This window comes from Sphingomonas canadensis, assembly GCF_026013525.1.
Classification (GTDB): domain Bacteria; phylum Pseudomonadota; class Alphaproteobacteria; order Sphingomonadales; family Sphingomonadaceae; genus Sphingomonas; species Sphingomonas canadensis.
In genome coordinates this window covers 293673-320478 of record NZ_JAPDRA010000002.1, presented here as the reverse complement: position 1 = coordinate 320478, position 26806 = coordinate 293673, and the positions used below count along the sequence as shown (strand labels likewise).

33 protein-coding genes and 1 tRNA gene are annotated in these 26806 nt (G+C 69.1%); 12 read left to right on the top strand and 22 right to left on the bottom strand.

Annotated features, from left to right (window positions below; translation table 11 throughout):
• Nucleotides 1-29 precede the first annotated feature (29 nt).
• Together OM513_RS06570 and OM513_RS06565 are read right to left on the bottom strand one after the other, a co-directional pair.
• Nucleotides 30-1457 (bottom strand): NAD-dependent succinate-semialdehyde dehydrogenase, encoded by a 1428-nt coding sequence (locus OM513_RS06570; RefSeq protein WP_264943352.1) that lies wholly within the window; start codon nt 1455-1457, stop codon nt 30-32.
• Nucleotides 1458-1681: 224 nt separating this feature from the next.
• Nucleotides 1682-1804: a hypothetical protein gene (locus OM513_RS06565; protein WP_264943351.1), complete on the bottom strand. Its 123-nt coding sequence runs from the start codon at nt 1802-1804 to the stop codon at nt 1682-1684.
• A 194-nt stretch (nt 1805-1998) separates the two neighbouring features.
• On the opposite strand from OM513_RS06565, the gene OM513_RS06560 reads away from it, so the two are divergent.
• On the top strand, nt 1999-2400 hold the full coding sequence (locus OM513_RS06560) for a surface-adhesin E family protein (RefSeq protein WP_264943350.1): 402 nt from the start codon (nt 1999-2001) through the stop codon (nt 2398-2400).
• Nucleotides 2401-2477: 77 nt separating this feature from the next.
• On the opposite strand, the gene rplS is transcribed toward OM513_RS06560, so the two are convergent.
• The 11 genes from rplS to ffh form a co-directional block, all read right to left on the bottom strand.
• Nucleotides 2478-2864, bottom strand: coding sequence for a 50S ribosomal protein L19 (rplS, locus tag OM513_RS06555; protein WP_264943349.1), 387 nt, complete (start codon nt 2862-2864; stop codon nt 2478-2480).
• A gap of 1 nt (nt 2865) precedes the next feature.
• Nucleotides 2866-3600 (bottom strand): tRNA (guanosine(37)-N1)-methyltransferase TrmD, encoded by a 735-nt coding sequence (trmD, locus tag OM513_RS06550; RefSeq protein ID WP_264943348.1) that lies wholly within the window; start codon nt 3598-3600, stop codon nt 2866-2868.
• Nucleotides 3597-3974, bottom strand: a complete 378-nt coding sequence (locus OM513_RS06545; RefSeq protein WP_264943347.1) for a type II toxin-antitoxin system VapC family toxin — start codon at nt 3972-3974, stop codon at nt 3597-3599. The genes trmD and OM513_RS06545 overlap by 4 nt, the downstream gene beginning before the upstream one ends.
• Nucleotides 3971-4255, bottom strand: a complete 285-nt coding sequence (locus tag OM513_RS06540; protein WP_264943346.1) for an AbrB/MazE/SpoVT family DNA-binding domain-containing protein — start codon at nt 4253-4255, stop codon at nt 3971-3973. The genes OM513_RS06545 and OM513_RS06540 overlap by 4 nt, the downstream gene beginning before the upstream one ends.
• Before the next feature lie 45 nt (nt 4256-4300).
• A complete protein-coding gene (locus OM513_RS06535; protein WP_264943345.1) occupies nt 4301-4576 on the bottom strand; it encodes a hypothetical protein in 276 nt (91 codons plus the stop codon).
• A 40-nt stretch (nt 4577-4616) separates the two neighbouring features.
• Nucleotides 4617-5456 carry a TIGR04222 domain-containing membrane protein gene (locus OM513_RS06530; protein WP_264943344.1) on the bottom strand — a complete coding sequence of 280 codons (840 nt, stop codon included), beginning with the start codon at nt 5454-5456 and terminating at the stop codon, nt 4617-4619.
• 5 nt (nt 5457-5461) lie between these two features.
• The gene (locus tag OM513_RS06525) at nt 5462-6046 is read right to left on the bottom strand and encodes a glycine-rich domain-containing protein (RefSeq protein ID WP_264943343.1); all 585 of its coding nucleotides are present in this window, start codon (nt 6044-6046) and stop codon (nt 5462-5464) included.
• 51 nt (nt 6047-6097) lie between these two features.
• The gene (locus tag OM513_RS06520; RefSeq protein WP_264943342.1) at nt 6098-7609 is read right to left on the bottom strand and encodes a serine hydrolase domain-containing protein; all 1512 of its coding nucleotides are present in this window, start codon (nt 7607-7609) and stop codon (nt 6098-6100) included.
• A 52-nt stretch (nt 7610-7661) separates the two neighbouring features.
• Nucleotides 7662-8138 carry a ribosome maturation factor RimM gene (gene rimM, locus OM513_RS06515; RefSeq protein WP_264943341.1) on the bottom strand — a complete coding sequence of 159 codons (477 nt, stop codon included), beginning with the start codon at nt 8136-8138 and terminating at the stop codon, nt 7662-7664.
• Nucleotides 8139-8251: 113 nt separating this feature from the next.
• Nucleotides 8252-8725 carry a 30S ribosomal protein S16 gene (gene rpsP, locus OM513_RS06510; RefSeq protein WP_264943340.1) on the bottom strand — a complete coding sequence of 158 codons (474 nt, stop codon included), beginning with the start codon at nt 8723-8725 and terminating at the stop codon, nt 8252-8254.
• A 36-nt stretch (nt 8726-8761) separates the two neighbouring features.
• A complete protein-coding gene (gene ffh, locus OM513_RS06505; RefSeq protein WP_264943339.1) occupies nt 8762-10264 on the bottom strand; it encodes a signal recognition particle protein in 1503 nt (500 codons plus the stop codon).
• Between the two features lie 236 nt (nt 10265-10500).
• On the opposite strand from ffh, the gene OM513_RS06500 reads away from it, so the two are divergent.
• The 7 genes from OM513_RS06500 to OM513_RS06470 all read left to right on the top strand — a co-directional run bounded on the left by OM513_RS06500 (nt 10501) and on the right by OM513_RS06470 (nt 19558).
• Nucleotides 10501-12183 (top strand): putative bifunctional diguanylate cyclase/phosphodiesterase, encoded by a 1683-nt coding sequence (locus OM513_RS06500; protein ID WP_264943338.1) that lies wholly within the window; start codon nt 10501-10503, stop codon nt 12181-12183.
• A 139-nt stretch (nt 12184-12322) separates the two neighbouring features.
• Entirely contained in the window at nt 12323-13231 is a 909-nt protein-coding gene (cysD, locus tag OM513_RS06495) for a sulfate adenylyltransferase subunit CysD (RefSeq protein WP_264943337.1), read from the top strand.
• The gene (gene cysN, locus OM513_RS06490; protein WP_264943336.1) at nt 13231-15165 is read left to right on the top strand and encodes a sulfate adenylyltransferase subunit CysN; all 1935 of its coding nucleotides are present in this window, start codon (nt 13231-13233) and stop codon (nt 15163-15165) included. The genes cysD and cysN overlap by 1 nt, the downstream gene beginning before the upstream one ends.
• Nucleotides 15162-15917: a 3'(2'),5'-bisphosphate nucleotidase CysQ gene (locus OM513_RS06485; protein ID WP_264943335.1), complete on the top strand. Its 756-nt coding sequence runs from the start codon at nt 15162-15164 to the stop codon at nt 15915-15917. Before cysN ends, OM513_RS06485 begins: the two co-directional genes overlap by 4 nt.
• Complete coding sequence (locus OM513_RS06480; protein WP_264943334.1) at nt 15914-16696, top strand: sulfite exporter TauE/SafE family protein; 783 nt, start codon at nt 15914-15916, stop codon at nt 16694-16696. Before OM513_RS06485 ends, OM513_RS06480 begins: the two co-directional genes overlap by 4 nt.
• Nucleotides 16697-16860: 164 nt before the next feature.
• The gene (locus OM513_RS06475; protein ID WP_264943333.1) at nt 16861-17646 is read left to right on the top strand and encodes a sulfite exporter TauE/SafE family protein; all 786 of its coding nucleotides are present in this window, start codon (nt 16861-16863) and stop codon (nt 17644-17646) included.
• A gap of 76 nt (nt 17647-17722) precedes the next feature.
• Nucleotides 17723-19558: a cupin-like domain-containing protein gene (locus tag OM513_RS06470; RefSeq protein WP_264943332.1), complete on the top strand. Its 1836-nt coding sequence runs from the start codon at nt 17723-17725 to the stop codon at nt 19556-19558.
• An 18-nt stretch (nt 19559-19576) separates the two neighbouring features.
• Here OM513_RS06470 and OM513_RS06465 read toward each other — a convergent pair whose 3' ends face one another.
• The 6 genes from OM513_RS06465 to OM513_RS06440 form a co-directional block, all read right to left on the bottom strand.
• The gene (locus OM513_RS06465; RefSeq protein ID WP_264943331.1) at nt 19577-20008 is read right to left on the bottom strand and encodes a hypothetical protein; all 432 of its coding nucleotides are present in this window, start codon (nt 20006-20008) and stop codon (nt 19577-19579) included.
• Between the two features lie 139 nt (nt 20009-20147).
• Nucleotides 20148-20224: transfer RNA gene (locus OM513_RS06460), tRNA-Arg, on the bottom strand.
• A 35-nt stretch (nt 20225-20259) separates the two neighbouring features.
• Nucleotides 20260-20742, bottom strand: coding sequence for a DUF1178 family protein (locus OM513_RS06455; RefSeq protein ID WP_264943330.1), 483 nt, complete (start codon nt 20740-20742; stop codon nt 20260-20262).
• Nucleotides 20739-21563, bottom strand: a complete 825-nt coding sequence (locus OM513_RS06450; protein ID WP_264943329.1) for a carbon-nitrogen hydrolase family protein — start codon at nt 21561-21563, stop codon at nt 20739-20741. The genes OM513_RS06455 and OM513_RS06450 overlap by 4 nt, the downstream gene beginning before the upstream one ends.
• Entirely contained in the window at nt 21560-21817 is a 258-nt protein-coding gene (grxC, locus tag OM513_RS06445) for a glutaredoxin 3 (protein ID WP_264943328.1), read from the bottom strand. The genes OM513_RS06450 and grxC overlap by 4 nt, the downstream gene beginning before the upstream one ends.
• A 31-nt stretch (nt 21818-21848) precedes the next feature.
• Nucleotides 21849-22571, bottom strand: coding sequence for a double zinc ribbon domain-containing protein (locus OM513_RS06440; protein WP_380916277.1), 723 nt, complete (start codon nt 22569-22571; stop codon nt 21849-21851).
• Between the two features lie 51 nt (nt 22572-22622).
• Here OM513_RS06440 and OM513_RS06435 point away from each other — a divergent pair, with 51 nt between their 5' ends.
• Nucleotides 22623-23468, top strand: a complete 846-nt coding sequence (locus OM513_RS06435; RefSeq protein ID WP_264943326.1) for a methyltransferase domain-containing protein — start codon at nt 22623-22625, stop codon at nt 23466-23468.
• A gap of 28 nt (nt 23469-23496) precedes the next feature.
• Here the strand turns inward: OM513_RS06435 and OM513_RS06430 are convergent, their stop codons facing one another.
• The gene (locus OM513_RS06430) at nt 23497-23889 is read right to left on the bottom strand and encodes a (deoxy)nucleoside triphosphate pyrophosphohydrolase (RefSeq protein ID WP_264943325.1); all 393 of its coding nucleotides are present in this window, start codon (nt 23887-23889) and stop codon (nt 23497-23499) included.
• Nucleotides 23890-23967: 78 nt separating this feature from the next.
• On the opposite strand from OM513_RS06430, the gene OM513_RS06425 reads away from it, so the two are divergent.
• From OM513_RS06425 to OM513_RS06415, 3 genes are all read left to right on the top strand, one after another.
• Complete coding sequence (locus tag OM513_RS06425) at nt 23968-24150, top strand: Flp family type IVb pilin (RefSeq protein WP_264943324.1); 183 nt, start codon at nt 23968-23970, stop codon at nt 24148-24150.
• A 133-nt stretch (nt 24151-24283) separates the two neighbouring features.
• A complete protein-coding gene (locus OM513_RS06420; RefSeq protein ID WP_264943323.1) occupies nt 24284-24451 on the top strand; it encodes a Flp family type IVb pilin in 168 nt (55 codons plus the stop codon).
• Nucleotides 24452-24665: 214 nt separating this feature from the next.
• Complete coding sequence (locus OM513_RS06415) at nt 24666-24827, top strand: Flp family type IVb pilin (RefSeq protein ID WP_264943322.1); 162 nt, start codon at nt 24666-24668, stop codon at nt 24825-24827.
• A 98-nt stretch (nt 24828-24925) separates the two neighbouring features.
• Here the strand turns inward: OM513_RS06415 and OM513_RS06410 are convergent, their stop codons facing one another.
• Nucleotides 24926-25876 (bottom strand): acetyl-CoA carboxylase carboxyltransferase subunit alpha, encoded by a 951-nt coding sequence (locus tag OM513_RS06410; protein WP_264943321.1) that lies wholly within the window; start codon nt 25874-25876, stop codon nt 24926-24928.
• A gap of 84 nt (nt 25877-25960) precedes the next feature.
• A complete protein-coding gene (locus OM513_RS06405) occupies nt 25961-26788 on the bottom strand; it encodes a helix-turn-helix transcriptional regulator (RefSeq protein ID WP_264943320.1) in 828 nt (275 codons plus the stop codon).
• Between the last annotated feature and the right edge of the window lie 18 nt (nt 26789-26806).

Below are 26806 nucleotides of genomic sequence, written 5' to 3'. Positions count from 1 at the left end.
ACTACGCAGCTCGGGCCGAAGCGGCCGGATCAGCCCTCATGCACGGCCTTCACCACCAGGCAGGCCTGCACGCCTTCCGGCCCGTCCTCCGATCCGTGGCCAGACCATTTCACGCCGCCGAACGGCGCGTCGGCGCCCCCGATCATCGTGGTGTTGATCCCCACCATCCCGCTCTCAACCTCGCGCGCAAGGCGGCGCTGGCGCTTGGCGTCCTGCGTCCAGGCATAGGCGGCCAGGCCATAGGGCAGCCGGTTCGCCTCGGCGATCATCGCCTCCTCGTTCGCGAAGGGGTTGGCGATCGCGACCGGGCCGAACGGCTCCTCGTTCAGGATGTCGGCATCCAGCGGCACTTCGGACAACAGCGTCGGCCGGTAGAAGAAACCGCGGTTGCCGATCCGCTCGCCGCCGGTGTGCAACTTGCCGCCGCGCGCCACGGCATCGCCGATCAGCCGCTCCATCGCGTCCGGGCGGCGCGGGTTGGCCATCGGCCCCATCTGGCTGGCGGGATCGAGCCCGTCGCCCACCACCAGCCGCGCGGCGCGCTCGGCAAAGCCCTGGCGGAAGCGGTCGAACACGTCCTCCTGGACGATGAAGCGCGTCGGCGAGACGCAGACCTGGCCCGCGTTGCGGAACTTGGCCGGGACCATCGTATCGAGCACCTGATCGACATCGACGTCGTCGAACACCAGCACCGGGCCATGGCCGCCCAGCTCCATGGTGGTGCGCTTCATGTCCTCTGCGGCCAGCTTGGCGAGATGCTTTCCGATAACGGTCGATCCGGTGAAGCTCAGCTTGCGGATCACCGGCGATCCGAGCAGGTGGCGCGACACCTCGTCCGGCACGCCGAACACCGCCTGCGCCACCTCCTTGGGCAGCCCGGCGTCGAGCAGGCACTGGAGCACCGCGATCGCGCTGGCGGGCGTTTCCTCGGCCGATTTGAGGATCACCGAGCAGCCGGCCGCGATCGGCGCGCCCAGCTTGCGGCCGGGGTTTCCGATGGGGAAGTTCCACGGCGCGAAGGCGGCGACGGGGCCTACCGGCTCCCAGGTGACCGTCGATCGCGTGCCCGCCGGCCGCACCAGCGAGCGGCCATAGAGGCGCGCGGCCTCCCCGGCATAGAAGTTGAACAGGCCGACGTTCATCAGCACTTCGATGCGCGCCTCGCCGATGGTCTTGCCTTCCTCCATCGTCGCGACGCGGGCGATATCCTCCTGCCGCTCCAGCATCAGCCGGGCCGCGCCCTGGAGCACGGCGGCGCGCTGCTGCGGCGTGGAATCGCGCCAGATGCGGAACCCCCGCGCCGCCGTTTCCAGCGCGCGATCGAGATCGGCTGCGCTCGCCAGCGGCAGCTCGCCCAGCGTTTCACCGGTGGCGGGATTGACGACGGCATGCGTGCGGCGCCCGCCGCCCGTGACGCGCTCGCCGTCGATGATCATGCAAAGCTCGGGATAGGCCATGGATACTCCTCAATGCGCCGCCGGAACGGGGGCCGCCAGTCCGGCGCGCGCGGCCGGGGCACTATCGATCGGCATTGCACCCTCTCCCCCGCGCGGCCAAGGGGCCGCGCCCAGCCGGTCGAAAATTGTATCTGACACATACAATCAATCTTCGGCGATCGGCAACGGCAGAAACCGCCAGATAGGCCCCCGCCGCATCGCGAATCCATCCGTTTCACCCCGCATTACACGGCCTGCCGCATGCCCATGCGCATGCCCATGCCCTTGCCCTTGCCCTTGCGGTGCCGGTGCCGGACAATTGCCAGCGGGACGGCGTGCCGGTGGCGAAGCTGCGGCGGCAATCGCACCTCGCCCCGGCCGATCCGGTCGCGCTGGCGGAGCAAGACTTCGGCACAGCAGGATCGAACGCGGCAGAGATGGCGTGGCCGTTGAATTTCACGGCCGGCCTCCGGCGGATGCAAGCGGGGGCATTGCGGCCTGCACCCGCGCGGCATAGGCTTTCATTGCGCGCCGCGTCGCGCGGGCGAGGGGGAGAAGCCGGTTGCTGATCGCGAAGCTTGCATGGGCGCTGGCCGCCGTTTCCGCGCCCCAGGCCGCACCCGGCCCGGATGCCGACTGGATGTTCCTGGTCGAATCCGAAAGCGGCATCCGATACGATTACGACTCCGCCTCGATCGTGCGAAAGGGCGACATCGTCGCCTTCTGGATCCGGGCCGACTTCACGGGAGCGGAGGATACCAAGGCCGACGATCCCGCCGAATCGCATTCGCGCGAGGAGATCGATTGCGCGGCCAGCACGATCCGCCTGCGCGAGATGATCGACCTGGACGAGGACGGTAAGGAAACGTTCCACTTCAGCCTGTCCGAAGCGGAGACCAAGTGGCTGGACATCTCCGACGGTTCGATCGCCGCGGCGAAGTTCCTGAAGCTCTGCGTCCGCTGAACCGCTGCGTGCGCGGGCACGAAAAAGGGCGCCGGGATTGACCGGCGCCCTTTTCGTTCCAGCACGGAAGGCGGCGATTACTCGGCCGCGGCTTCCTCGGTGCGGACGTCGCGGCGCTCGGCGATACGCGCCGACTTGCCGGTGCGGCCACGCAGATAATAGAGCTTCGCACGGCGCACGACGCCGCGGCGGACGACCTCGATCGAATCGATGTTCGGCGAATAGAGCGGGAAGACGCGCTCGACGCCCTCGCCGAAGCTGATCTTGCGGACGGTGAAGCTGCTGCCCATGCCCTTGTTGGCGCGGGCGATGCACACGCCCTCGAAATTCTGGACGCGGGTGCGGTCGCCCTCGACCACCTTCACGCCGACCTTCAGCGTGTCGCCCGGGCGGAATTCCGGAATCTTCTTGGCTTCGTTGAACTTCTTGATCTGCTCGGCCTCGAGCGTCTGGATGAGGTTCATCTCATTCGTCCTTGCTTCTCTGCCGCGCGCCAGAGGGAGGCTTGACCCGAGCGCCCTCATGGCGCTCCCAAAGGTCCGGCCTCCTTAGCCGTGTATCGGTCTCGGCCATCTGCTTGCGCCAGGCCGCGATCCTCGCATGATCCCCCGATCGCAGCACTTCGGGGATCGTGCGCCCTTCCCATTCGACAGGTCGGGTATATTGCGGATATTCGAGAAGCCCCGTCTCGAAGCTCTCGTCCATGCCGCTGGAAGCCGCGCCCATTACGCCGGGAATGAGGCGAATGCAAGCGTCGAGCAGCGTCAGCGCCGCCATCTCGCCCCCGGACAGCACATAGTCGCCGATCGACACCGGTTCGATGGCGCGCGCCTCGAACAGCCGCTCGTCGATCCCCTCGAACCGGCCGCACAGGATCACCGCGCCCGGGCCCGCCGCCAGATCGCGCACGCGGGCCTGGGTGAGCGGCGCTCCGCGCGGCGTCATCGCCAGCACCGGGCGGCCGGCCGCGGCCACGCTGTCCAGCGCGGACGCCACCACATCGGCGCGCATCACCATCCCCGCCCCGCCCCCGGCCGGGGTATCGTCCACCGATCGATGCCGGTCGGCGGCGAAATCGCGGATTTGCACCGCCTCGAACCGCCACAGCCCCTCGCGCAGCGCACGCCCGGCGAGCGAATGGCCGAGCGGGCCGGGGAACATCTCCGGATAGAGCGTCAGGATCGTCGCGGCGAAGGTCACAGGGTCCAGTTCTCGATCTGCAGGCCGGGAATATCGGCAAAGTCGCGTTCGTTGTCGGTGACGAGCACCGCTCCCAGGCTCAGCGCATGCGCACCCAGCAACCGGTCGAAACGCCCTCGCCGGAACGGAAGAGACGCATAGGCCCAGGCCGCCGCACCATCGAAATCCAAGAGTATGATCTGCTCGACGAATGCGTCCAGCACCTCGACGGGCGGAGCCTTGCCGTTCGCCGATCCCAGCGCGATCTCGGCGAGGGTGACGGCCGAGATCGCAACCGATCCGGGCTCGCGATCCTCCAGGCGTTCACGCAGCCGCGGATGCGACCCGGCGAGAGCGTAGAGACACATGTCCGTGCCGAGCAGCGCGATCGTCATTCGGGCGTGCTGGAATCGGGCCAACCCGGCCAGCCGGGCCGATCCCACGCGCGCGGCGGATCATCGAAGTCATCACGCGACGGCACGGTCAGGCCCGGCGCCTTTCCCCAAAATTTGCTCACGTCGATCTTGCGCTTCACGTCCGCCGGTTCGACCGTGAAGCGGCCCTGCTCCTCGCGCACGCGCATCTCGCGGCCGGGCTCGATGCCCAGGCCCTTCGGCAGGCGCAGCGCCACCGAATTGCCCGACTTGAAGGTGCGGGCGCGATATTCCTTGGTCATCACGGCCTCCGTATATACATCAGGTATATACGCGCCGCCGGAGCGTCAAGCCCGCCGCGACGGAGCGCTCTCCACCGTCAGGGCGGTGCCGGTGCCGATCACCCCCGTCAGCAACAGCCCGGCCATATATCCGGTCACGCCGACAGGCCCCAGCGCCAGTTCGCCCGACAGCGTGAGGAAGGGGATCGCCAGCGCCGGCCCCAGGCCGATGACGTAGAGCAGCGCGTCCTCGGCCAGCCAGGGCGCGCGCCCGCGCCGCGTCAGGGCGAGGATCGCCAGCGCGAGGAGGTGGACGGCCATCATTTCGAAGAGGGCGAGCATGGCCCCTTGTCTAGCAGGCCCGCCGGGCGATGTCCCCCCGTCAGTCCCCGCCGCCGCAACCGCCGCAGCCGCCGCCACCACCGTCGCCGCCGCTGCATCCGCTGTCGCTGCTGCACCCGCTGCCGCCGGAGTCGCTGCTGCCGCTCGACGTCCGCAGGCTGTGGAACGCCGCCCAGCCCGATCCGGCGAGTACCGCGGTGCCGAACAGCGCAACCGCCATGTCGGTCTCCGGCGCGGTGGGCGCCAGCCGCAGGCGCTCGCTGCGCGCCCGCGCCGAGGCCAGCACCGCCAGCGCCCCGCGCGTCCGGCGATCGAGCACGGCGAAGCGGATCAGCGCCAGCACCCCGGTAATCACCAGCAGCACCGTCAGTGCCTCCACCGGCCGTTCGCGCTCCAGCCCGACGTTCAGCTTCACCAGCCCGATCGCCATCACCAGCAGATAGGGCAAGGTCTGCACGATCCGCGCGCGCAGCGCCTCGCCGCCGTCGAGCAGCAGCCCCGCGTCGGTGAGCCGCTGTGCCACCCCGTCCGCCTGCCGGGCGACCGCGGCCGAAACCCGGGTCCAGCGCGCGTCCTGGGGCAGCGCGAGCACCGCACGCTCGGCCGCGGTGCGCCCGCGGGCATGCTCGCCATGCTGAAACCGGCCCCCGGCGTCGATCGCGATCGCGCCGGAGGCGAGCAGGCGGGAGGTGACCGTCTCCGCCAGCCGCGTGCGGCCGCCGGCCAGATAGGCAAGCTGGTCCGGATCGGTCACCGCAGGCTCGCGCCCCTCCGCGCGCAGCCAGCGCGGCAGCAGCATGCCCGCCACGATCGCTGCCGCCAGCAGGGCCAGATACAGCAGCAGGAACATCGGCCCGGTAAGATCAAAGGGTGAAGTCATCGCAGTCAGCCTTTCGCTTCCAACACGATCATCGACACAAGCAGGATGGCAAGCAGCGCCACCGCCGCAACCGCCGCCCAGGCAAGCGAGCGCGGCACGATCAGCCGCCCGCGCAGATCGACGCGGCGCAGGTGCGGCGCCTCCAGCAACAGATGCGCGGCCGGGGGCCAGATATCGGCGGGCGGCGGGCCAAACTCGGCCTCATAGCGTTTCAGCGTATCGGCATATTGGGCGAAGTGGCGGTGGCGCTCCCCCTCGCCCCCCAGCGTCGGCCCGTGGTGCAGCGCGCGGCCCAGCACCTGGGGGCAGAAGCGCTCCCAATAATCGCGCGAATAGGTGAGGTGCAGGTGCCAGGCCTGGTCGACCGGGTCGGAGGGCGTCACGTCGCGCGTGCCGGTGACAGCCAGGAAGGCGAAGCGCTTATATTCCTCGATCACGCGGCCCGCATGGTCGAGGCTCCAGCCGTTCTCGCGCGCAAGGCGCCGTGCGAAGCCGAGCGCGGCGTCTTCCGGGCCGATGGTGTAGCGGGAAAGCAATGCCCAGACCGGGTGATCCCGGTGCGAAGCCTGCGGGTGCGCCGGTTCGCTCATCTAATTCCCATATATCCGATATATATTACGCCATCGTGACGCCCTGCCCGCCTAGGGCGCCGGACGCGGATTGAAGCGCAGCGCCTGAATCGCGGGCGGATTGGTGGGCGAAAGCAGGATCTGGCCGTCGAGCTGCCCCTTCTCGCAATTCCATCGGAACGCGGTCGAAAGACTGCCGGTCGGCGCAAGCGGCTCGGCGGTGGAGCATTCGCCCACCAGGCCCTTGATCCGGGCGAATTCCGCGGCCCAGTTTTCCGCCGAACGATCGAGCAGGAAGTTCATCGCCAGCCGCCCCTCCAGCGGCCCCAGCCCGCCCGCGCGATAGGCGGCACGCGCGATATCCTGCATCTCGCCCAGCAGCGGGTTCAGCGGCACCGGGCGCGGCGCGATCACCCCCGCGCGGGCCAGCGCCCACAGCGACTGCCATACCGGCAGCGACGGCGCCTGATAGGTGCGGTTGGCGAAGCCGAACACCGCCGTGCCCGTCTCCGGCGCCAGCACCACGAAGCTGCCGTAGCCGGGATAGCCGCCGCCATGGAACAGCGTGAGCCCAAGGTCGCAATCGGGCGACACGCGCATGCCCATGCCATAGGCGATGGCATGGACGCATTTGTCGTCCGCCGCCGCGCCGGGGCGCGGGGCGATACGGACGAAGTTGAGGCCCTGCGCCATCTCGCGCACGGTCGCGCGCTTCACCGGCCCGGCATCGGGATCGTCGCGCGCCGGCCAGGCGGAAAGCAGGAACGCGACCCACTTCGCATAGTCTTCGGCGGTGGTGTTGATCCCGCCCATCGCGCCGAACGCGCCGTCCTTCATGAACGGCTCCAGCACCCACTGGTCATTCTCCCAGCGATAGCCGGCGGCCAGCCGGTCCTTGCCGACATTGCCGACCTCATAGCCGGTCTCGCGCATCCCCAGCGGCTCCAGGATCGTGCGCCGGATATACTGCTGGTACGGCATGCCCGAAACATTGGTGACGATGCGGCCGAGCAGCGCATAGCCGAAGTTGGAATATTCATGCTGGCTCTGCCCCACCCGGCTCCACGGCACGCCCGCGGCGATGGTGCGGGTGAAATCGGCCTCGCTCATAACCTGCTGGCGATCGCCCCAGGGATCGTCGGTGACGAAGCCGGCGACATGCTGGAGCAGGTCGCGGATGCGGATGCGCGGCGCATCGGCGGTGGGATAGGTCCAGCGGCGCATCTGGGGGATGTGCTTCTCCGCCAGATCGTCCAGCGAGAGCTTGCCCTTGTCGCGCAGCGAGAGGATCGCCAGCGCGGTGAACGCCTTGCTCATCGATGCGATGCGGAAATGGGTCTGTGCGGTGACGGCCGATCCGCCGATCTCCTGTACGCCCCAGGCGCCGAGGTGGACGATCCGCCCGTCGCGCACCACGGCATAGACCATGCCGGGAACGGGCGTGCGATCGCGGAAGTCGGCGAAGGCCTTGTCGATGGCGGCGCGCGCGGGCGCGGGAAGTTCGTTGTGCTCCGCCACCGTCTGGGCGGCGGCGGGGAGCGGCGCGAACGCCATCGCCAGGGCCGAAGCCAGCATCCACCGCATCACCGAATCTCCCTGATCGCCACGCCGATGGCGCGACGATACCGGGGCGGCCTCAATCCGCCCAGCCGTCCGCGATGGTGAGCGTCAAATCGTCCCAGCGGGGCACGGCCCGGGGCTGCATCGGCACCATGAAGCGCGTGCCCGGCCGGTCGCCCGCGGCGGGCCGCTCGACCTCGATCACGTCGCCCGCGCCGAAATTGTCGACCGCGACGACACGGCCGATCGGCTCCCCGCCCTCGGAAACGGCGGCGAGACCGATCAGGTCGCAATGATAATATTCGCCCTCGCCCAGCGGCGGCAGCGCGGATCGCGGTACGGTCAGCTCGGTGCCGCGCAGCGCCTCGGCGGCGTTGCGATCGGCCACCTCGGCGAAGCGCGCGATCGTGCCGTTCGGGCCTTGCCGCGCGCTCCGCAGCGTCAGCGCGCCGCCGTTGAAGGCGCGGAAGGCGGCAAGGTCCTGCGCGAAGACCTTGAGCCGCACCTCGCCCGCCACGCCATGCGCGCCGATGACGACGGCCAGCGTGACCACCCGCTCTCCCCTCCCGGCAGCGGGAGGGGATGCGGGAAGGCTTTTCCCTGTCGGGGCGGAATGGCTCACAGGCCCTCCCCTGACCCCTCCCGCAAGCGGGAGGGGGAGTAGGATCAGGCCTCGGCCGGCGGGGTCTCTTCGGCGGTCGCCTCGGCGACCTGCTCGGCCTCCGGAGTCGGCTCCGCGGTGGCGGCTTCCACCTCGGCGGCGACGACGGCCACGGCCTCGGCGGCCTGGGCTTCCTCGGCGGCCTTCTGCTTCTCGGCACGCTCCTCGGCGCGCTCCTTGGCCTTCTCGCCCGGCTCGGCCTTCTTCGGGTTGTTGCGCGCGGCGCGCTCCTTGATGCCGGCGGCGTCGAGGAAGCGGGCGACGCGATCGGTCGGCTGCGCACCGACGCCCAGCCAATAGCTGGCGCGATCGCCGTCCAGCTTCACGCGCTCCGGCGAATCCTTGGCGAGCAGCGGGTTGTAGGTGCCGATCTTCTCGATGAACTTGCCGTCACGCGGGCTGCGGCCGTCGGCCACCACGATCCGGTAATAGGGGCGCTTCTTCGAACCGCCGCGCGAAAGACGCATGGAAAGTGCCATTGTACTTCTCTTCCTTCTCTAACTCTAAGTCTTAAATCACTTCTTTTTCAGGAAATTCTCGAAACCAGGGGGCAGCTTCGGCATGCCGGGGCCGCCCAGCCCGGGAAGGCCGCCGGGGCCGCCCAGCTTGCCCATCATGTCGCCCATGTCGGGCGCACCGGCCGCGCCGGGGCCGCCCGCTCCCCCCATGCCGCCCATGCCGCCACCGCCGCCGCCGAACAGGCCCATCAGCCCCTTCAGCCCGCCCATCTTCTTGATGCGCTTCATCGCGGTCTGCATTTCCTGGTGCATTTTCAGCAGCTTGTTCACATCCTGAACGGTCGTGCCGCTGCCCTTGGCGATGCGGATCTTGCGCTTGGCGTTGATCAGCTCGGGCTTCTCGCGCTCCTTGGGCGTCATCGAGGTGATCATCGCGTCCATGCGCAGCAGCACCTTGTCGCCGCCCACCTGATCCACCGCGGCCTGGGCCTTTTTCATGCCCGGGATCATCCCCGCCAGCGCGCCGATGCCGCCCATCCGGCGCATCTGGCCGAGCTGGGCGCGCAGATCGTTCATGTCGAACTTGCCTTTGGCAAGCCGCTGCGCCATCCGCTCGGCGTCTTCCTGCTCGATCGAGGCGGCGGCCTTTTCGACCAGCGACACCACGTCGCCCATGCCCAGGATGCGGCCCGCGACGCGCTTGGGATGGAACGGCTCGAGCGCGTCGAGCTTCTCGCCCATGCCCGCGAACTTGATCGGCTTGCCGGTGACGGCGCGCATCGAAAGCGCCGCGCCGCCGCGCGCATCGCCGTCCATGCGGGTCAGGACCACGCCGGTCAGCGGCACCTGTTCGCTGAAGCTGCTGGCGACGTTCACCGCGTCCTGGCCGGTCAGGCTGTCGACGACGAGCAGGATCTCGGCCGGGTTCGCGATGCCGGCGACCGCCTTCATCTCGTCCATCAGCGCCTGATCGACATGCAGGCGGCCCGCGGTATCGAGCATCAGCACGTCAAAGCCCTGGAGCTTCGCGGCGGAGAGCGCGCGCCGGGCGATGTCCACCGGCTGCTGGCCCGCGACGATGGGCAGCGTCGCCACATCCGTCTGGGTGCCGAGTACGGCGAGCTGTTCCTGCGCGGCCGGACGGTTCACGTCCAGCGACGCCATCATCACCTTCTTGCCCTGCGACTTGAGCAGGCGGCCCAGCTTGGCCGTGGTGGTGGTCTTGCCCGATCCCTGGAGACCGACCAGCATCACCACCGCCGGCGGGGTGACGGCCAGCTCCAGCTCCGCCGTTTCCGGCCCGAGCATGTCCACCAGCGCGTCATGGACGATCTTGACGACCTGCTGGCCGGGCGTGACCGAGCGCAGCACCTGCTGGCCGACGGCGGCCTCGGTGATCTTGTCGACGAAGCTGCGGGCGACGGGCAGCGCGACGTCCGCCTCAAGCAGGGCGACGCGCACCTCGCGCATCGCCGTGCGCACATCGGCCTCGGATAGCGCGCCGCGCCCGCGCAGGCGATCGAATACGCCCCCCAGCCGCTCGCTAAGACTATCGAACAATCGCCAAACTCCATCCTGCCGTGCCGGAAACGCAAAACACGCCGGCGGACGAAACCTCGTCGGCCGGCGTACGCCCTTGGGCGTCCCAATGCTTCGCGTCCCATGGAACGGTCGGGCGGGCACATAGCGGCGGACGGGCAAAAGCGCAAGGCACGCCAAAACCTTGCGCGGCTTAACCCGATCTACACTCTCGCGGTGACAAAACGTTCCGTCACCTTTGGGGGAGCAGCTTGCAAATGTCTCTGGATCTAGACGTCCCCGTCCGGAACCAGCCCGCCAAGGCTCGCCAAGACCTGTTGACCGGGGCGATCAGCGTCGCCGCGATCCTGATGTTCGTCGGCACCGGAAGCTCGGTGCTGGCGACCACGCTGCAATATTATTTCCAGGGCGGCGCGCCCGCGGACCGCACGCTGGTGATCGCGCTGCTGCTCAACGTCGCGCTGATCCTGTTCGGCTGGCGGCGCCACAGCGCGCTGCGCGACGAGGTGCGCATCCGCGCCGCTGCCGAGGAGCGCGCCCAGCACCTCGCCAGCCGCGATCCGCTGACCGGCTTCCTCAACCGCCGCAGCCTGGCCGAGGAAGGCGCGGCGATGTTCGTCCGCGCCGAGCGCCGCCGCAAGGCGATGGTGCTGATGATGCTCGACCTCGATCACTTCAAGACCATCAACGACATGCACGGCCATGCCGTGGGCGACGCGCTGTTGCGCGCGGTGGCGGCCGAGATCGCCGCCGCGATGCCGCCGATCGCGCTCACCGCCCGGCTGGGCGGCGACGAGTTCGCCTGCGGATTCCTGTTCGACGCGGCCCAGCCCGACACCGTCGAGCGAATCGCCGAGCGGCTGGTGAACCGCATGGCCCAGCCGTTCGAGGCCGAAGGGCTGCACCTGCACATAAGCTGCTCGCTGGGCGTGGCGCGATCGGACTTCGATTGCCCCAGCATCGACGCGCTGATGCGGTCCGCCGACATCGCGATGTATGCGGCGAAGAAATCGGGCCGCAACCGCTATGCCTGGTTCGATCATTCGATGGAGCGCGAGCTTCAGGTTCGCAACGAGCTGGAGAGCGGGCTGCGCACCGCCATCCCGCGGATGGAGATCGTCCCCTATTTCGAGCAGCAGATCGACCTTGCCTCGGGCCGCCTGCATGGTTTCGAGGTGCTGGCCCGCTGGGAACATCCGCAGCGCGGGCTGATCAGCCCCGAATTGTTCATCCCGATCGCCGAGGAAACCGGCATGATCGCGGAGCTTTCGCTGTCGATCATGCGCCAGGCCTTCACCACCGCGCGCGACTGGGACCCTTCGCTCAGCCTGTCGATCAACATCTCGCCGTGGCAGCTCCGCGACGCATGGCTGGCGCAGAAGATCATCAAGGTGATGACCGAGACCGGCTTCCCCGCGAACCGGCTGGAGATCGAGATCACCGAAAGCTCGCTGTTCGACAATCTGGCGCTGGCGCAATCGATCGTCGGCAGCCTGAAGAACCAGGGCGCGCGCATCGCGCTCGACGATTTCGGCACCGGCTATTCGTCGCTGGCGCACCTGCGCGCGCTGCCGTTCGACCGGATCAAGATCGACAAGAGCTTCGTCATGTCGCTGAACGAGAGCGCGGATTCCGCCGCGATCGTCAACGCCATCGCGCGGCTGGGCGAATCGCTGAACCTGCCGGTGACGGCCGAGGGCATCGAAGACGGACAGGTGGAGGAGCGGCTGCGCTCGATCGGCATCGCCAAGGGCCAGGGCTGGTTCTATGGCAAACCGCTGTCGGCCACCGGCGTCCGCCGCCTGCTGGCCGAGCGCCGCCTGCTCCAGCAGCCTGCCGCCAGCCAGGTTCCGGCCGCCGCCCAGCCCGTACAACTCGCCCCCGAGCAGGTCCCCCTGGCCGAGCCGCAGGACGAGGCCGGACGCCGGATGGCCGGCTGACCCGCGCGCGGCACGGCCGCCCGGCGCGGGATTACCGCGCCAAGCCAGGCTGTGGCGCGGTCAATAAAAAACAGGTGCTACCGCGCGCGATCAGCCATTAGCTGGCATCGCGACACCAGATTGCGGCAAAGACACCTGAATGAACACCCGGGCACTGACCCATCTCCAGCGGCTCGAAGCCGAAAGCATCCACATCCTGCGCGAGGTCGTCGCGGAGGCCGAGAAGCCTGTGATGCTCTATTCCGTCGGCAAGGATTCGGCGGTGATGCTGCATCTTGCCAAAAAGGCCTTCTATCCCGCGCCGCCGCCCTTCCCGCTGCTGCACGTCGACACCACCTGGAAGTTCCGGGCGATGTACGCGCTGCGCGACAAGGCGGCGCACGACGCGGGCATGGACCTGCTGGTCCACCATAATCCCGAGGCGATGGAGCGCGGGATCAACCCGTTCGATCACGGCGCGCTCCACACCGACATGTGGAAGACCGAGGGGCTGAAGCAGGCGCTGGACAAATATGGCTTCGACGCGGCGTTCGGCGGCGCGCGGCGCGACGAGGAGAAGAGCCGGGCCAAGGAGCGCGTGTTCAGCTTCCGCTCCGCCAACCACCGCTGGGACCCCAAGAACCAGCGGCCGGAGCTGTGGCGGCTGTACAACGCGCACAAGGCCCGGGGGGAGAGCATGCGCGTCTTCCCTATCTCAAACTGGACCGAGCTCGACATCTGGCAATATATCATGGCCGAGGGGATCGAGATCGTGCCGCTGTATTTCGCGGCGCCGCGGCCCACGGTGGAGCGCGACGGGCTGATCCTGATGGTGGACGACGATCGCTTTCCGCTGAAGCCCGGCGAGGTGCCGGTGGAACGATCGGTGCGCTTCCGCACGCTCGGCTGCTATCCCTTGACCGGCGCGGTGGAGAGCGAGGCCGCGACGCTGGCCGAGGTGGTGCAGGAGATGCTGCTGACCACCACCAGCGAACGCCAGGGCCGCGCGATCGACAAGGACGCGGGCGGCGCCGGCATGGAGAAGAAGAAGCAGGAGGGGTATTTCTGATGAGCGCCCCATCCTACCGCCCCGACGATCTGATCGCCCAGGACATCGAGACCTATCTCGCGCTCCACCAGAACAAGACGCTGCTGCGCTTCATCACCTGCGGCAGCGTGGACGACGGCAAATCGACGCTGATCGGCCGGCTGCTCTATGATTCGAAGCAGATATTCGAGGATCAGCTCGCCGCGCTGGAGAGCGACAGCAAGCGCGTCGGCACGCAGGGGCAGAACATCGATTTCGCGCTGCTGGTCGACGGCCTCGCCGCCGAGCGCGAACAGGGTATCACCATCGACGTCGCCTATCGCTTCTTCGCGACCGAGAAGCGCAAGTTCATCGTCGCCGACACGCCGGGCCACGAGCAGTACACCCGCAACATGGTGACGGGCGCGTCCACCGCCGACCTGGCCGTGATCCTGATCGACGCGCGCAAGGGTGTGCTGACGCAGACGCGGCGGCACAGCTATCTCGCGCACCTGATCGGCATCCGCCACATCGTGCTGGCGGTGAACAAGATGGACCTGGTCGGCTATGACCGCGCGGTGTTCGACGCGATCGTGGCCGATTATGCCGCCTTCGCGAAATCGATCGGGATCGAGGCGTTCGTGCCGATCCCGATATCCGGCCTGGCGGGCGACAATATCGCGGCGCGATCGGCCAGCATGGACTGGTATGACGGGCCGGTGCTGATCGACCATCTGGAGACGGTGGAGCTGGACGTAACCGCCGATCAGGCGCGGCCGTTCCGCATGCCGGTGCAGTGGGTGAACCGTCCCAACCTGGACTTCCGCGGCTTTGCCGGGCTGATCGCCAGCGGCACGCTGAAGCCTGGCGATGCGGTGCGGGTGCTGCCTTCGGGGCGCACCTCCACGGTGGCGCGGATCGTGACCATGGGCGGCGACCTGCCGGAGGCGGTGGCGGGGCAATCGGTCACCATCACCCTGGCCGACGAGATCGACTGTTCGCGCGGCGACGTGATCGCGGCGGCGGACGACCCGCCCCAGGTGGCCGACCAGTTTCAGGCGACGATCGTGTGGATGGACCAGGAGGAGCTGCTCCCCGGACGCGCCTATTGGCTGAAGACCGGCACCTCGACCGTTTCCGCCACCGTGCAGCAGCCCCGGCACGCGATCTGCGTCAACACCATGGCCGAGCTGAGCGTGAAGACGCTGGGGCTGAACGATATCGGCGTGGCGGAGGTCTATACCGATCGCGGCATCCCGTTCGAGCCCTATGCCGGCGATGGCGCGCATCACAGCAAGGACCTGGGCGGCTTCATCCTGATCGACAAGATCACCAACCGCACCGTGGCCGCCGGAATGATCGCCTTCGCGCTGCGCCGCAGCCAGAACGTCCATTGGCAGGCGATCGAGATCAGCCGCGAGGCGCATGCCGCGCAGAAGCACCAGCAGCCGCGCCTCCTGTGGTTCACCGGCCTTTCGGGATCGGGCAAGTCCACCGTCGCCAACCTGGTGGAGAAGAAGCTGCACGCGCTGGGCAAGCACAGCTTCCTGCTCGACGGCGACAATATCCGCCACGGGCTGAACAAGGACCTGGGCTTCACCGACGCCGACCGGATCGAGAATATCCGCCGCGTTGGCGAGGTGGCGAAGCTGATGACCGACGCCGGGCTGATCGTGCTCACCGCCTTCATCTCGCCGTTCCGGGCAGAACGCGAGATGGTGCGCCGGATGCTGCCCGAAGGCGAGTTCTTCGAGATCTTCATCGATACCCCGCTGGAGGTGGCGGAGGCACGCGACGTGAAGGGCCTGTACAAGAAGGCGCGCGCGGGCCAGCTCGCCAATTTCACCGGCATCTCCAGCCCCTATGAGGCGCCGCTGAACCCCGAGATCCGCATCGACACCACCCGCACCGCGCCTGAAGAGGCGGCCGAGCAGATCGTCGAGGCGATCATGGGCGTGTGGAGCCCCGTGCTGTGAGCGCCGCATCGCTGACCGACGCCGCGCTGGCCGCGGAAGTGGCGGCCGAGGCGGGGCGCCTGCTGCTCGCCATCCGCGAGGAAGGGCATCAGGGCCGTGCGCTGGGCGACGAGGGCGATCGCCGCGCCAACGCGCTGATCCTGGAGCGGCTGCGCGCCGCGCGGCCGGACGACGGCTTCCTGTCCGAGGAATCGGCCGACGACCGCAAGCGGCTGGATTTCCGCCGCGTGTGGATCATCGATCCGCTGGACGGCACGCGCGAATATGGCGAAGGCCGCAGCGACTGGGCGGTGCATGTCGCGCTGGCGATCGACGGGCGGCCGGAGGTGGGCGCGGTCGCGCTGCCGGCGCTGGGCCTCACGCTGGCCACCGACGGCGCCTATGCCCCGATTCCCGCGCAATCGCCGCCGCGCATGGTGGTGAGCCGCACGCGCGCGCCCGCCGAAGTGACCGCGATCGCCGGGGCGATCGGCGCCGAGCTGATCCCGATGGGATCGGCGGGCGCCAAGGCGATGGCGGTGGTGCGCGGCGAGGCCGACATCTATTTCCACGCCGGCGGCCAATATGAGTGGGACAATTGCGCCCCGGCCGCGGTGGCGCTGGCCGCCGGGCTCCACGCATCGCGCGCGGACGGATCGCCGCTGGTCTACAACAACGCCGATACGCGCGTGCCCGACCTGTTGTTCTGCCGGCCGGAGCTGGCCGATCACCTGCTGGCGCTGATCGCCGCGGCGGGAACCGCGCCCGCATGATGGATGCGCTCAACGCGCTGGCGGGGCTGCTCGTCGGGCTGATCGTCGGGCTTACGGGCGTGGGCGGCGGTTCGCTGATGTCGCCGCTGCTGATCCTGATGTTCGGCGTGGCGCCCGCCACCGCGATCGGCACCGACCTGTGGTTCGCCGCGGTCACCAAGACGGTGGGCGGCTATGCCCATCATCGCCACGCCAGCGTCGATTTCGGCGTGGTGCGGCTGCTGGCGATCGGCAGCATCCCCGCCGCGCTGCTCACCGGGCTGTGGCTGTGGCATCTGGGGATCGAACGGATCGGGCCGGGGCTGCTCTCGCACGGGCTGGGCGCGGTGCTGGTGGCCACGGCGGTCGCCACGCTGTTTCGCGGGCGGCTGGTTCGGGCGGCGGCGCATGTCACGCTGGGCGCGGGTTCGGCCTTCCGCACGCTGCGCGCGGCGGCGACGGTGGGCGCCGGAGCGATCCTGGGGCTGCTGGTCACGCTCACCTCGGTCGGCGCGGGGGCGCTGGGGGCGACGATGCTGCTGATGCTCTATCCGCGCCGCCTGTCGCTCAGGAAGCTGGTGGGCACCGATATCGTCCATGCCGTGCCGATCGCGCTGGTCGGCGGGCTGGTCCACCTGCTGATCGGGACCGTCGACTTCCGGTTGCTGGGGCTGCTGCTGCTGGGATCGATCCCGGGCATCGTGATCGGCGCGCGGCTTTCGGCGCTGGTACCGGAAAAGGTGATCCAGCCCGCGCTGGCCGCCGTTCTGGCATTCGCCGGATACAAGCTGCTGGCATGATGCCACGGCGTGCAGGGCCGATCGGTCCGTCGCGCGGAGCCGGTTGTCCGCCGCATCGTTCCAGCGGCGCGACGATCCTGCGCTATGGATTCCCGCGCCGATAACCGCTATCGGCGTATATCATACTAATTACGTGGGCATTAAGTCCGCGGCCAGCCCGGGAGATGTCCGTGGACCTGACGACCATCGAACCAGCCGCCTTCCTCGCCTTTGTGCTCGTGGGATTCGCGGCGCAGATGGTGGATGGCGCGCTGGGCATGGCGTTCGGCGTGATTTCCAACACGCTGCTGCTCAGCCTGGGCGTGCCGCCCGCGGCGGCCTCCGCCGGCGTGCATGCGGTGGAGACGGTGACCACCGCGGTTTCGGGCGTCAGCCATGTCGCCCACCGCAACGTGGACTGGAAGATCTTCTTCCGGCTGATGATCCCGGGCGTGATCGGCGGCGTGCTGGGCGCCTATGTCCTGTCGAACATCGATGCCTCGCTCGCGAAGCCGTTCATCCTGATCTACCTGACGCTGATCGGCCTGAACCTGCTGTATCGCGGCTGGCGCTTCCCGCCGCAGGACCGCAAGCCCAAGGTGATCGAGCCGCTGGGGCTGGCGGGCGGCTTCCTGGACGCGGCGGGCGGCGGCGGCTGGGGGCCGATCGTCACCTCCAACCTGCTGGTCCAGGGCGCCAGCCCGCGCAAGACGATCGGCACCGTCAACACCGCCGAGTTCTTCCTGACGCTCACCATCTCGATCACCTTCCTGTCGCAGCTCGGCTGGGCGGCGGTGACGCAGGCGACGGCGGGGCTGCTGCTGGGCGGGATCATCGCCGCCCCCTTTGGCGCGATGTTCGCCAAGCGTGTGAAGCCCCGGCTGCTGCTGTTGCTGGTGGGCGTGGTGCTGACCGTCACCAGCCTGTTCAACCTGATCAGCAGCGGTGTGCTTTTGCGCTGGTTCGGATAACCCCACTTGACCCGGCCGGGCCGGGCAGTTTTGCTGCCCGCCAAGGCCGCACCGGCCGGGAATATCGGGGACGCGCATGGAAATCGTCTGCTACGTCATGGATGGCTGGAAGCCGCGGATCCGCCCGGCGGCGCCCAAGCGCGAGTGGATGGAGGCGAGCTTCGAGCGCTTCGCCTATCGCTGCCTGCCGCTGGCGATCGCCAATTCGCACGGCTGGGAGGTGCTGAGCCCCTGCGGGTTCGAGGCGCGCTGGAACGGCGGGCTGCTGCCCACCGATGTGGAGGTGCGCGCCGATCCGGGCGCCAATCCGCGCGACGTGCCCGTGGCGCTGTTCGGCCAGGCGACGATCACCTTCCATATCGAGGGCATCATCCGCACCCCGCCCGGCTGGAACCTGTGGGTGGGCGGATCGCCCAATTCGGCCAAGGACGGCATCGCACCGCTGGGCGGCGTGATCGAGACCGACTGGTCGCCGTACAGCTTCACGATGAACTGGCGCTTCACCCGGCCGAACCAGTGGATCCGGTTCGAGGAGAACGAGCCCTTCTGCTTCTTCTTCCCGGTCCAGCGCAATCTGCTGGAGGGCGTGGAGCCGGAGATCCGGCCGCTCTCCAGCCAGCCCGAGCTGGAGCGCGACTTCCTGAGCTGGTCCGCATCGCGCGACGCCTTCCAGAAATGGGTGGAGGAGACGCACCCGACCGCGCCTGCCGACAAGTGGCAGAAACTCTATTACCGCGGGCTGAAGCCGGATGGCGAGCCGGGCGCCGAAGACCATGTTTCCAAGCTGCGCCTGCCCGAATTCCGCTGCCCCGCCGGCTTCCACGCGCCGAAGATCGAGGAAGAGGAGATCGTGGTGACCGCCCGGGTGGAGCGCAAGGCGCCTCCCCCGCCGCCCGAGCCGGAGCCGGAGCCGGAGAGCGAAGCCGTGGCCGTGGCTGCGGCGCCCGCCGCGCCGCTGTTCACCGGCATCCGCGACGAGCTGGCCGCTTCGCTCACGCCGATCGATTTCGACGCGCTGTTCGAGGCCGCGCCGCCGCGCCGCGCGCGCAATTCGATCGCCGATCAGCCCGCCGTCCCCGCCGAGCGTGCCGCCAGCCGCGACCTGGCCCGGCGCGACTGGACGCTTGCGGTGGCCGAGCGCCAGCGCGCGCTCTCCACGCGAACCGGCGGCATCCCGCGCGTCCACAGGCTTTCCGGGCAGGATTTCCTCGACGAATATTACGCCCCCGGCCGCCCGGTGATCATCACCGGGGCGATGGAGGGCTGGCCGGCGCTGGAGCGCTGGACGCCCGAATACCTGAAGCAGCGCGTGGGCGCCGCGCCGATCGAATTCCAGGGCGGGCGCGAGGCCGCCGACGATTTCGAGCTGCTGAAGGACAACCACAAGCACCGCATGGCGTTCGACGCCTTCATCGATCTGATCGGCGGCAGCGGCGGCGGCAACGACGCCTATCTCACCGCCTATAACGCCAGCACCAATCGCGAGGCGCTGGCGGTGCTCGATTCCGACCTGGGGCATCTGGGCGAATATCTGACGCGCGATCCCGGGATGCTGTGGATCGGCCCGGCGGGCACCTTCACCCCGCTGCATTTCGATCTGACCAACAACCTGCTGGCGCAGGTGGTGGGCACCAAATGCCTGGTGCTGGTCCCGCCCAGCGAAACGCCCCGGATGGCCAATCACCGCCACGTGTTCAGCGCGGTGCACGACATCACCGATCCGGAATGCCTGGCCCGATACCCCCAGGCGCGCGACGTGCGCCAGTTCGAGGTGGAGCTGAACCCCGGCGACCTGCTCTATATCCCGGTCGGCTGGTGGCATCAGGTCGCGGCGGCGACGTTCAGCGTGATGCTGACCTACACCAGCTTCCGCTGGCCCAACGACGCCTATGAGACGTTCCCGGGGGATTGACCCCCGGGAGCAGCCGGATCAGGCGGCCGACACCGACGATGGCGTATAGCGCCCGGCATACCAGGCCGCGGCATCGCGCAGGAACAGCCGCGACACGGCAAAGCCCCGCAGCAAGGTGATCGCCAGCATCAGCACGCCGGGGAGCCCCGCCGCCAGCGCGCCGGCATAGAAGTTGCCCAGCGCCAGCACGATGAGCACCAGGGCGTGGATCGCCAGCAGCCAGCGCGCCAGGTTGCTGCGCATGCGGACCGCCAGATAGAGCAGCCCCAGATAGAGCAGCGCGACCAGCACGCCCCCCACGATCGCCGGCGCAAGCCCGACGGTCTGGAGGTCGAGACTGCGCTGGAGCATGTCCCAGCGGGTCCACAGCGAATAGATGTCGAGAAAGGCCGATAGCAGCCAGGCGGCGAAATAGAGACGTTCGGCCAGGACGACGGACTTCGGACGCATTGCCTTCCCCTGCTGCGCAACCCGGGCCACCATAGCGCGCTTCGCGCGCGCGGCAACGCCGGATGCGGCCTGCGGGCGGGCTTCTTCGAGGGAAGCCAGGCGAGCGGATGTCCGCACCGGCGCCTGAGGCAACAAAAAATGGCGCCCCGGGAGAGACTCGAACTCCCGACCTGCGGTTTAGGAAACCGTTGCTCTGTCCTGCTGAGCTACCGGGGCGTGGGGCGGGTTGGTAGTGGCGGCGGGCGTGCCGGTCAATTGCGCGCCTGGGGCGGAACCACTGGCAGCGGCAGCAGCGCGACCTCCACGCCGTCCTCCACCAGCTCGCGCGCCTGTTCCAGCGTCGCCTGGCCGTGGATCGGGGCGGCGTCCTCCTCGCCGCTGTGCATCGCGCGGGCGCGATCGGCGAAGGACATGCCCACCCATTGCGATCCTTCGAGCAGCTTCGCCTGCATCTCCGCGACGACGGCGATCGCCTGCTTGAGCACTTCGGGCGGCGGCTCCGCGCCTGCCCCGCCGCCGGGGGCGGGCGCAGGGAGCTGGGCGCCGGCGGCTGGGCGCGCCTGATTGCCCTTGGGTGCGACATTGGGCGCCATCACCGCCTTCGACACCTGCGTATCGCCGCACACCGGGCAGGCGATCATCCCGGCCGCGCGCTGCTCCTCATAGGCGGCGCTCGACTTGAACCACGCCTCGAACACATGGGTTCCGGGGCATTTGAGATCGAAGACGATCACAGCGCCTCCACCTCCGGCATCGCCCGGCGGTGACGCAGCACGGGAACGCGCGCGCGCGCCGCATCGACGCGCGCCTGATCGATCTCCGCAAAGCCCAGCCCCGGCGCCTCGCCCATGTCGAGCAGCAGCTCGCCCCAGGGATCGGCGACCAGGCTGTGGCCATAGGTGGCGCGGCCGTCCTCATGCTCGCCGGTCTGCGCGGCGGCGATGACGAAGGCCGCCGCCTCGATCGCGCGGGCGCGCAGCAGGATGTGCCAGTGCGCCGCACCCGTCGGCCGGGTGAAGGCGGCGGGCAGCGCGAACAGCGTCGCCCCCGCATCGCTCAACGCCGCGAACAGCCCGGGGAAGCGCAGGTCGTAACAGATCGCCAGCCCCAGCCGCCCGAGCGGCGTATCGACGGTCACCGGCCCCTTGCCCGGCGCATAGGTAGCGGATTCGCGCCAGCTTTCGCCCGTCGGCAGATCGACGTCGAACAGGTGCATCTTGTCGTATCGCGCGCGGATCTCGCCCGTGCCGTCGATCACGAAGCCGCGATTGGCGAGCTTGCCGCCCTCCTGCAACAGCGCCAGGCTGCCCAGATGGACCCATACGCCATGCTTCGCCGCCGCCTCGCGCACCGTGGCGAGGACGCGATCCTCCTCCTCGCGCGCAAGCGACGCGGCGGCGCGCTGACGGTTGGAATCGAGCAGGCCCGACATCTCCGGCGTGAACAGCATCGCCGCGCCGCCCGCCGCCGCACCTGCGACGCCTTCGGCCAGCACGCGCGCGTTGGCGGCGGGATCGACCCCGCTCGTCATCTGGAGCAGCGCGGCGCGGGTCACGCGGCGAGCAGCGGGTCCAGCCCGCCCGAGCGATCGAGCGCGGCAAGATCGTCCGATCCGCCGATGTGGCGGCCGTCGATGAAGACCTGGGGCACGGTGGTGCGCCCGCCCGCGCGTTCGATCATCTCGCCGCGCTTGGGCGTATCGAAGGTGATGTCATATTCGGTGAAGTCCGCGCCCTTGGCTTCGAGCAGCGCCTTCGCGCGCGCGCAATAGGGGCAGAACGCCTTGGTGTAGATCTCTACGGTCGCCATGGCCCAGAGGTGAGGTGCCCGCGGCGGCTTGTCAATCGGTGCCATCCCCTTCCAGCACGCGCGCCCAGCACAGCACGGTGACCCGCGCCGCCCCGCCCCGGCGGAGCACCCGGGCACAGGCGCGTGCGGTAGCCCCGCTGGTGTGGACATCGTCCACCAGCACCACCGCCCGCCCTTTCAGCGTCGCGCGCGCGTTCCGCGCCAGCGCAAAGGCGCCCGCCACCGCCTTTGCCCGCCGCCGCGCGCCCAGCCCGCGCAGCACCGGCGTGGCCTTTACCCGGCGCAGCAGGAAGGGATCGGCCGGCACCCCGGTCTGGCGCGAGAGCGCGGCGGCGATCAGCGCGGCCTGGTTATACCCCCTGCCCCATATCCGCCAGCGGTGGAGCGGCACGGGCACCAGCAGCCCGGCGTCCCCGGGCATCAGCCGCGCCATCGCCTGCGCCATGGTGATCGCCGCCGCGGTGCGCCCGCCATATTTCAGCTTGAGCGCCACGCCGCGCGCGACATCGCCATAGGCCACGGCGGCGCGCACGCCATCGTGCGGCGGCGGATCGGCCAGGCATTCGCCGCATTGCGCGCCCTCGCCCCGGTCGTGGTCGAACGGCGCCTGGCAGGTGGCGCACCATGGCGGCCCCAGGAAGCGCAGGCTGGCCCAGCAGGCCGCGCAGAAACGGTGATCGGCATGCACGATCTCGCCGCAGCCCGGGCAGCGCGGCGGCAACGCCAGATCGGCGAGGCGGGAGAGCGGGGCCATCAGCCGCATGCCGCCTTGTCGCCGCGCGCGCATCGGCGCACAAGCGCCCGCGTGACCGCCTCCCCCGTTCCCGAAATCTTCGATCGTGCGATCCGCCGCCGCCGCCGCGATCGCGCCGCGCCTGGACACGCCGGCTTCACCTTCCTGCGTGATCATATGCTGGAGGGCATCCACGACCGGCTGGCCGCGGTGACGCGATCGTTCGCCGAGGTGCTGGACCTGGGCAGCTTCGGCGGCGGTTTCGACCTGCCGGGCGCGCGGATCACCCGGTTGGACCCCGGCGCCGCCTTCGCCCGGATCGCGGGTGGCGTGCAGGCGGAGGAAGACCGGCTGCCCTTCGCGGAAGCGAGCTTCGACCTGATCGTATCGGCGGGGGTGCTCGATCAGGTCAACGACCTGCCCGGCGCGCTGGTGCTGGCCCGCCGGCTGCTGCGGCCCGATGGGCTGTTCCTGGGGGCGTTCACCGGCGCGGGCAGCCTGGCCACGCTGCGCGCCGCGCTGCGCGAGGCCGAGGCGGAGCGGCCCGCCGCGCGCATCCATCCGCAGATCGACGTGCGCTCCGCCGGCGATCTGCTGACCCGCGCCGGTTTCGCGCTGCCGGTGGCGGACGCGGAGACGCTGACGGTGCGCTATGCGAGCATCGCCGGGCTGTTCCGCGACCTGCGCGGCATGGCGGCGACCAACCTGCTGCCCGGCACGCCGCCGCTGACCCGCGGCGCCGTTGCCCGCGCGGCGGCGGCCTTCGCGGACCGCGCCGACCCGGACGGCCGCACGCCGGAGCGATTCGAGATCGTCTATATGACCGGCTGGGCGCCCGACGAATCGCAGCCGAAGCCCGCGCGCCGCGGCAGCGCCGCCGCCTCGCTCGCCGACGCGCTCAAGCCGCGGACGGCATAGGGGCCGCGCAGGCGGCGGGCCGCTCGCGTCAAACCAACGCTTCGAGCAGGCCGATCAGCGGCTTGTCCGCCGGGGGCATGTCGAGCCCGTGCAGTTCCAGCGGGCGGACCCATTTGAGCGCGCTTGCATGCCGCGCCTCGGGCACGCCCTGCCATTTGCGCAGCGCATAGAGCAGCAGCAGCAGGTGCCGGTCGCCCAGCGGCTCGCTGGCGAAGGCGGCGGGCGCCAGGCACGATGCCTCGGCCGCGATGCCCAGCTCCTCGTTCAGCTCGCGGACCAGCGCGGCCTCCGGTACCTCGCCCGGATCCACCTTGCCGCCCGGGAATTCCCACAATCCCGCCATGGGCTTACCGGCCGGGCGCTGCTGGACAAGTATGCGCCCGTCCGCGTCGATCATCGCCGCCGCCACGACGATCAGCAAAGAACCTGAAACTGTTTGCAGCACTTCATTAATCCAACTTGACTAGATTTCGCCTTGTTTGAGGGAGAAGCGCCGGCAATGCGAGGGCTGATCGACTTTGTGCGGACGCTGGCCTGCGATCGGCGCGGTGCGTCTGCCGTCGAATACGGCTTTATCCTCGCGCTGATCGTGCTTGCCATCATGGCGGCGCTCGTCGAGCTGGGCACGGTTACCACCAGCATGTGGAACAACGTCAGCAGCAAGGTTCAGCAATCGAACTGAGCCGGTTCGGTAGCGAAATCGCAATATCGCCCCTTAGGCGTTTCTTTACCCCTACCCCCTAGTTTCAGCGATGCCGAGCCGGAGACTCCGGTGCGGCCGGGTGAATGAAGCAATTGGGACGATGGAGACCGTTATGCAGAAGATTCGTGCTTTCCTGAAGAACAGCAAGGGCGCCACCGCGATCGAGTACGGCCTGATCGCCGCGCTGATCGCCGTCGCCGCGATCGCCGCGATGCAGGGTCTGGGCAACCAGCTCAACAAGACCTTCGGCAACGTGACGTCGAACATGAAGGCTTCGTAAGCCTTCATTCGAACACGAATGCGAACATCGGGGGCGGCGGGACCATGGTTCCGCCGCCCTCTCCCTATGCGCGGCCTGCGCCGCACGATACCGGCCGGCGCGAATGGTAATCGCGCGCTTCAGCCCAATCGTTTCCGAATGGTGAACCCGGCCACGAGATGCTCGTTGCTGCCCGCCAACAATCGGGGTTGCGGGCAAGCTCGGGAGGGTATCGATGATTCGCAAGCTGCTTCGCAGCCGCAAGGGCGCGACTGCCATTGAGTATGGGCTTATCGCGGCGCTCATCGCCGTCGCGGCAATCGCCGCCATGCAGGGGCTGGGCAACCAGCTCACCACCACCTTCAGCAACGTCACCGCCAACATGAAGGCCTCGTAAGGCCTTAACCGGGCAATGGAGAGGAAGGCGGCGGGGCCGGCGGGCTCCGCCGCCTTTTGCGTTCCGGACGGCGCCGCTTCAGCGACGCCGCGCAGAAATCAGCGCGCGCGGCCCATCGCCAGGAACTTGGCCCGCCGCGTCTGGCGCAGCGCATCGGGGTTCAGCCCGTCCAGCTCGCCCAGCGCGCCCTCGATCGCATCGCCCAGCGCGCCGATCGCCCGCGCCGGATCGCGATGCGCGCCGCCCAGCGGCTCGGGCACGATGCCGTCGATCACGCCCAGCTCCAGCAGGTGCTGCGCGGTCACCTTCATCGCCTCCGCGGCCTCGGCGGCCTTGTCGGCGGTGCGCCACAGGATCGATGCGCAGCCTTCCGGCGAGATCACCGAATAGACCGCGTGCTCCATCATCAGCACCTTGTTGCCCGCCGCCAGCGCCACCGCGCCGCCCGATCCGCCCTCGCCCAGGATCGCCGCGACCAGCGGCACGCCCAGGTTCAAACACGCCTCGGTCGATCGCGCGATGGCTTCGGCCTGGCCGCGCTCCTCGGCCTGGATGCCGGGGAAGGCGCCCGAGGTATCGACCAGCGTCAGCACCGGCAGGCCGAAGCGGTCGGCAAGCTGCATCAGGCGGATCGCCTTGCGATAGCCCTCCGGCTTGCCCATGCCGAAATTATGCTTGAGGCGGCTGGTGGTATCGTCGCCCTTCTCGTGCCCGATCACCAGCACGCGACGCCCGCGGAACCGGCCCAGCCCGCCGATGATCGCCTGATCGTCGGCAAAGGCGCGGTCACCGCCCAGCGGCATGAAATCGTCGATCAGCCCGGCGGCATAATGTTTGAAGTGCGGCCGCTCCGGGTGACGCGCGACCTGGGTCTTCTGCCACGGAGTCAGCCTGGAATAGGCTTCGCGCAGGAACTTGTCCGATTTCGCCTGCAGCGGCGCGATTTCCGCGGCGATATCCACGTCGCCGCCCTCTGCGGTGCGGCGCAGCTCGTCGATGCGGCTTTGCAGCTCGGCGATCGGCTTCTCGAAGTCGAGGTAGGTAGCCATCAGACCGCGGCGGTTACGCATGCTTGGCGCCCGCGTCAACGATAAGGCTGGCGCCCGCCCCTCATGCGGGCGGGCGCCGCGGCCTCACGCTGCCGGCATCGCCTCCACCACCGAACGCAGCCGCGACGCGCTCAGCTCGTCCACGGGCGCGAAGATCATCATGCGCTGGCCCGGCGCCTCCTCGATCACATAGGAGGTGTGCTGCATGGTGATCGATCCCACGCCGGCCACCTCCAGCGTGTGCATCCCCTCGAAATGGGCGACGATCTCCGATTCGTTCCAGAACTGGCGGAAGGTCTCCGAAACCTCCAGCATCTCGGCGATCAGCGCGTCGAACACCTCCAGCCGGGTGGTACGGCTATAGTCCCATTTCAGCCGGGCGGTCAGCTTCCGCGCCATCTCTTCATAGCCATATTGCTGCGAACGGTAGCGCGGCTCCAGCATCAGAATCTTGAACAGGTTGCGGTCCGACGGCGGCAGTTGCGAATAATCGCGGAACAGGTGCGTCACGATCCGGTTCCAGCCGATGATCGTCCAGTCCTCGGTCAGCACCTGGGCGGGGATCGTCAGGCTGTCCATCATCCGCTGGATGGCGGGATGGACAACGTCGTCGGGGGTGGTCGCCAGCGGCGGCGGACGATGCTGCGCCAGCGCGAACAGATATTCGCGCTCCTGCGGGTTCAGCTTGAGCGCACCGGTCAGCCGCTCCAGCATCGCCGCGGAGAGCTGGACGTCGCGGCCCTGCTCGAACCAGGTGTACCAGGTGACGCTCATCCCGGAGAGCGTCGCCACCTCTTCGCGGCGCAGGCCCTGGGCGCGGCGGCGCTCGCCGGCGGGAAGGCCGACCTCGCCCGGCGCGATGCGCGCGCGCGCGGCCTTAAGGAACCGCGTCAGTTCTTCGCGCTGTGCCATGCCAGCAACCGGTTAGTG

Coding starts and splice junctions, on each gene's coding strand:
- OM513_RS06570 (WP_264943352.1), bottom strand. CDS start 1,457: ATGGCCTATCCCGAGCTTTGCATGATCATCGACGGCGAGCGCGTCACG.
- rplS (WP_264943349.1), bottom strand. CDS start 2,864: ATGAACCTCATCCAGACGCTCGAGGCCGAGCAGATCAAGAAGTTCAAC.
- OM513_RS06545 (WP_264943347.1), bottom strand. CDS start 3,974: ATGACGATCGCGCTGCTCGGCACGGACATGTGTCTCTACGCTCTCGCC.
- OM513_RS06540 (WP_264943346.1), bottom strand. CDS start 4,255: ATGACCAAGGAATATCGCGCCCGCACCTTCAAGTCGGGCAATTCGGTG.
- OM513_RS06535 (WP_264943345.1), bottom strand. CDS start 4,576: ATGCTCGCCCTCTTCGAAATGATGGCCGTCCACCTCCTCGCGCTGGCG.
- OM513_RS06530 (WP_264943344.1), bottom strand. CDS start 5,456: ATGACTTCACCCTTTGATCTTACCGGGCCGATGTTCCTGCTGCTGTAT.
- OM513_RS06525 (WP_264943343.1), bottom strand. CDS start 6,046: ATGAGCGAACCGGCGCACCCGCAGGCTTCGCACCGGGATCACCCGGTC.
- OM513_RS06520 (WP_264943342.1), bottom strand. CDS start 7,609: ATGCGGTGGATGCTGGCTTCGGCCCTGGCGATGGCGTTCGCGCCGCTC.
- rpsP (WP_264943340.1), bottom strand. CDS start 8,725: ATGGCACTTTCCATGCGTCTTTCGCGCGGCGGTTCGAAGAAGCGCCCC.
- OM513_RS06500 (WP_264943338.1), top strand. CDS start 10,501: ATGTCTCTGGATCTAGACGTCCCCGTCCGGAACCAGCCCGCCAAGGCT.
- cysD (WP_264943337.1), top strand. CDS start 12,323: ATGAACACCCGGGCACTGACCCATCTCCAGCGGCTCGAAGCCGAAAGC.
- cysN (WP_264943336.1), top strand. CDS start 13,231: ATGAGCGCCCCATCCTACCGCCCCGACGATCTGATCGCCCAGGACATC.
- OM513_RS06480 (WP_264943334.1), top strand. CDS start 15,914: ATGATGGATGCGCTCAACGCGCTGGCGGGGCTGCTCGTCGGGCTGATC.
- OM513_RS06475 (WP_264943333.1), top strand. CDS start 16,861: ATGTCCGTGGACCTGACGACCATCGAACCAGCCGCCTTCCTCGCCTTT.
- OM513_RS06470 (WP_264943332.1), top strand. CDS start 17,723: ATGGAAATCGTCTGCTACGTCATGGATGGCTGGAAGCCGCGGATCCGC.
- OM513_RS06465 (WP_264943331.1), bottom strand. CDS start 20,008: ATGCGTCCGAAGTCCGTCGTCCTGGCCGAACGTCTCTATTTCGCCGCC.
- grxC (WP_264943328.1), bottom strand. CDS start 21,817: ATGGCGACCGTAGAGATCTACACCAAGGCGTTCTGCCCCTATTGCGCG.
- OM513_RS06440 (WP_380916277.1), bottom strand. CDS start 22,571: ATGGCCCCGCTCTCCCGCCTCGCCGATCTGGCGTTGCCGCCGCGCTGC.
- OM513_RS06425 (WP_264943324.1), top strand. CDS start 23,968: ATGCGAGGGCTGATCGACTTTGTGCGGACGCTGGCCTGCGATCGGCGC.
- OM513_RS06420 (WP_264943323.1), top strand. CDS start 24,284: ATGCAGAAGATTCGTGCTTTCCTGAAGAACAGCAAGGGCGCCACCGCG.
- OM513_RS06415 (WP_264943322.1), top strand. CDS start 24,666: ATGATTCGCAAGCTGCTTCGCAGCCGCAAGGGCGCGACTGCCATTGAG.
- OM513_RS06410 (WP_264943321.1), bottom strand. CDS start 25,876: ATGGCTACCTACCTCGACTTCGAGAAGCCGATCGCCGAGCTGCAAAGC.
- OM513_RS06405 (WP_264943320.1), bottom strand. CDS start 26,788: ATGGCACAGCGCGAAGAACTGACGCGGTTCCTTAAGGCCGCGCGCGCG.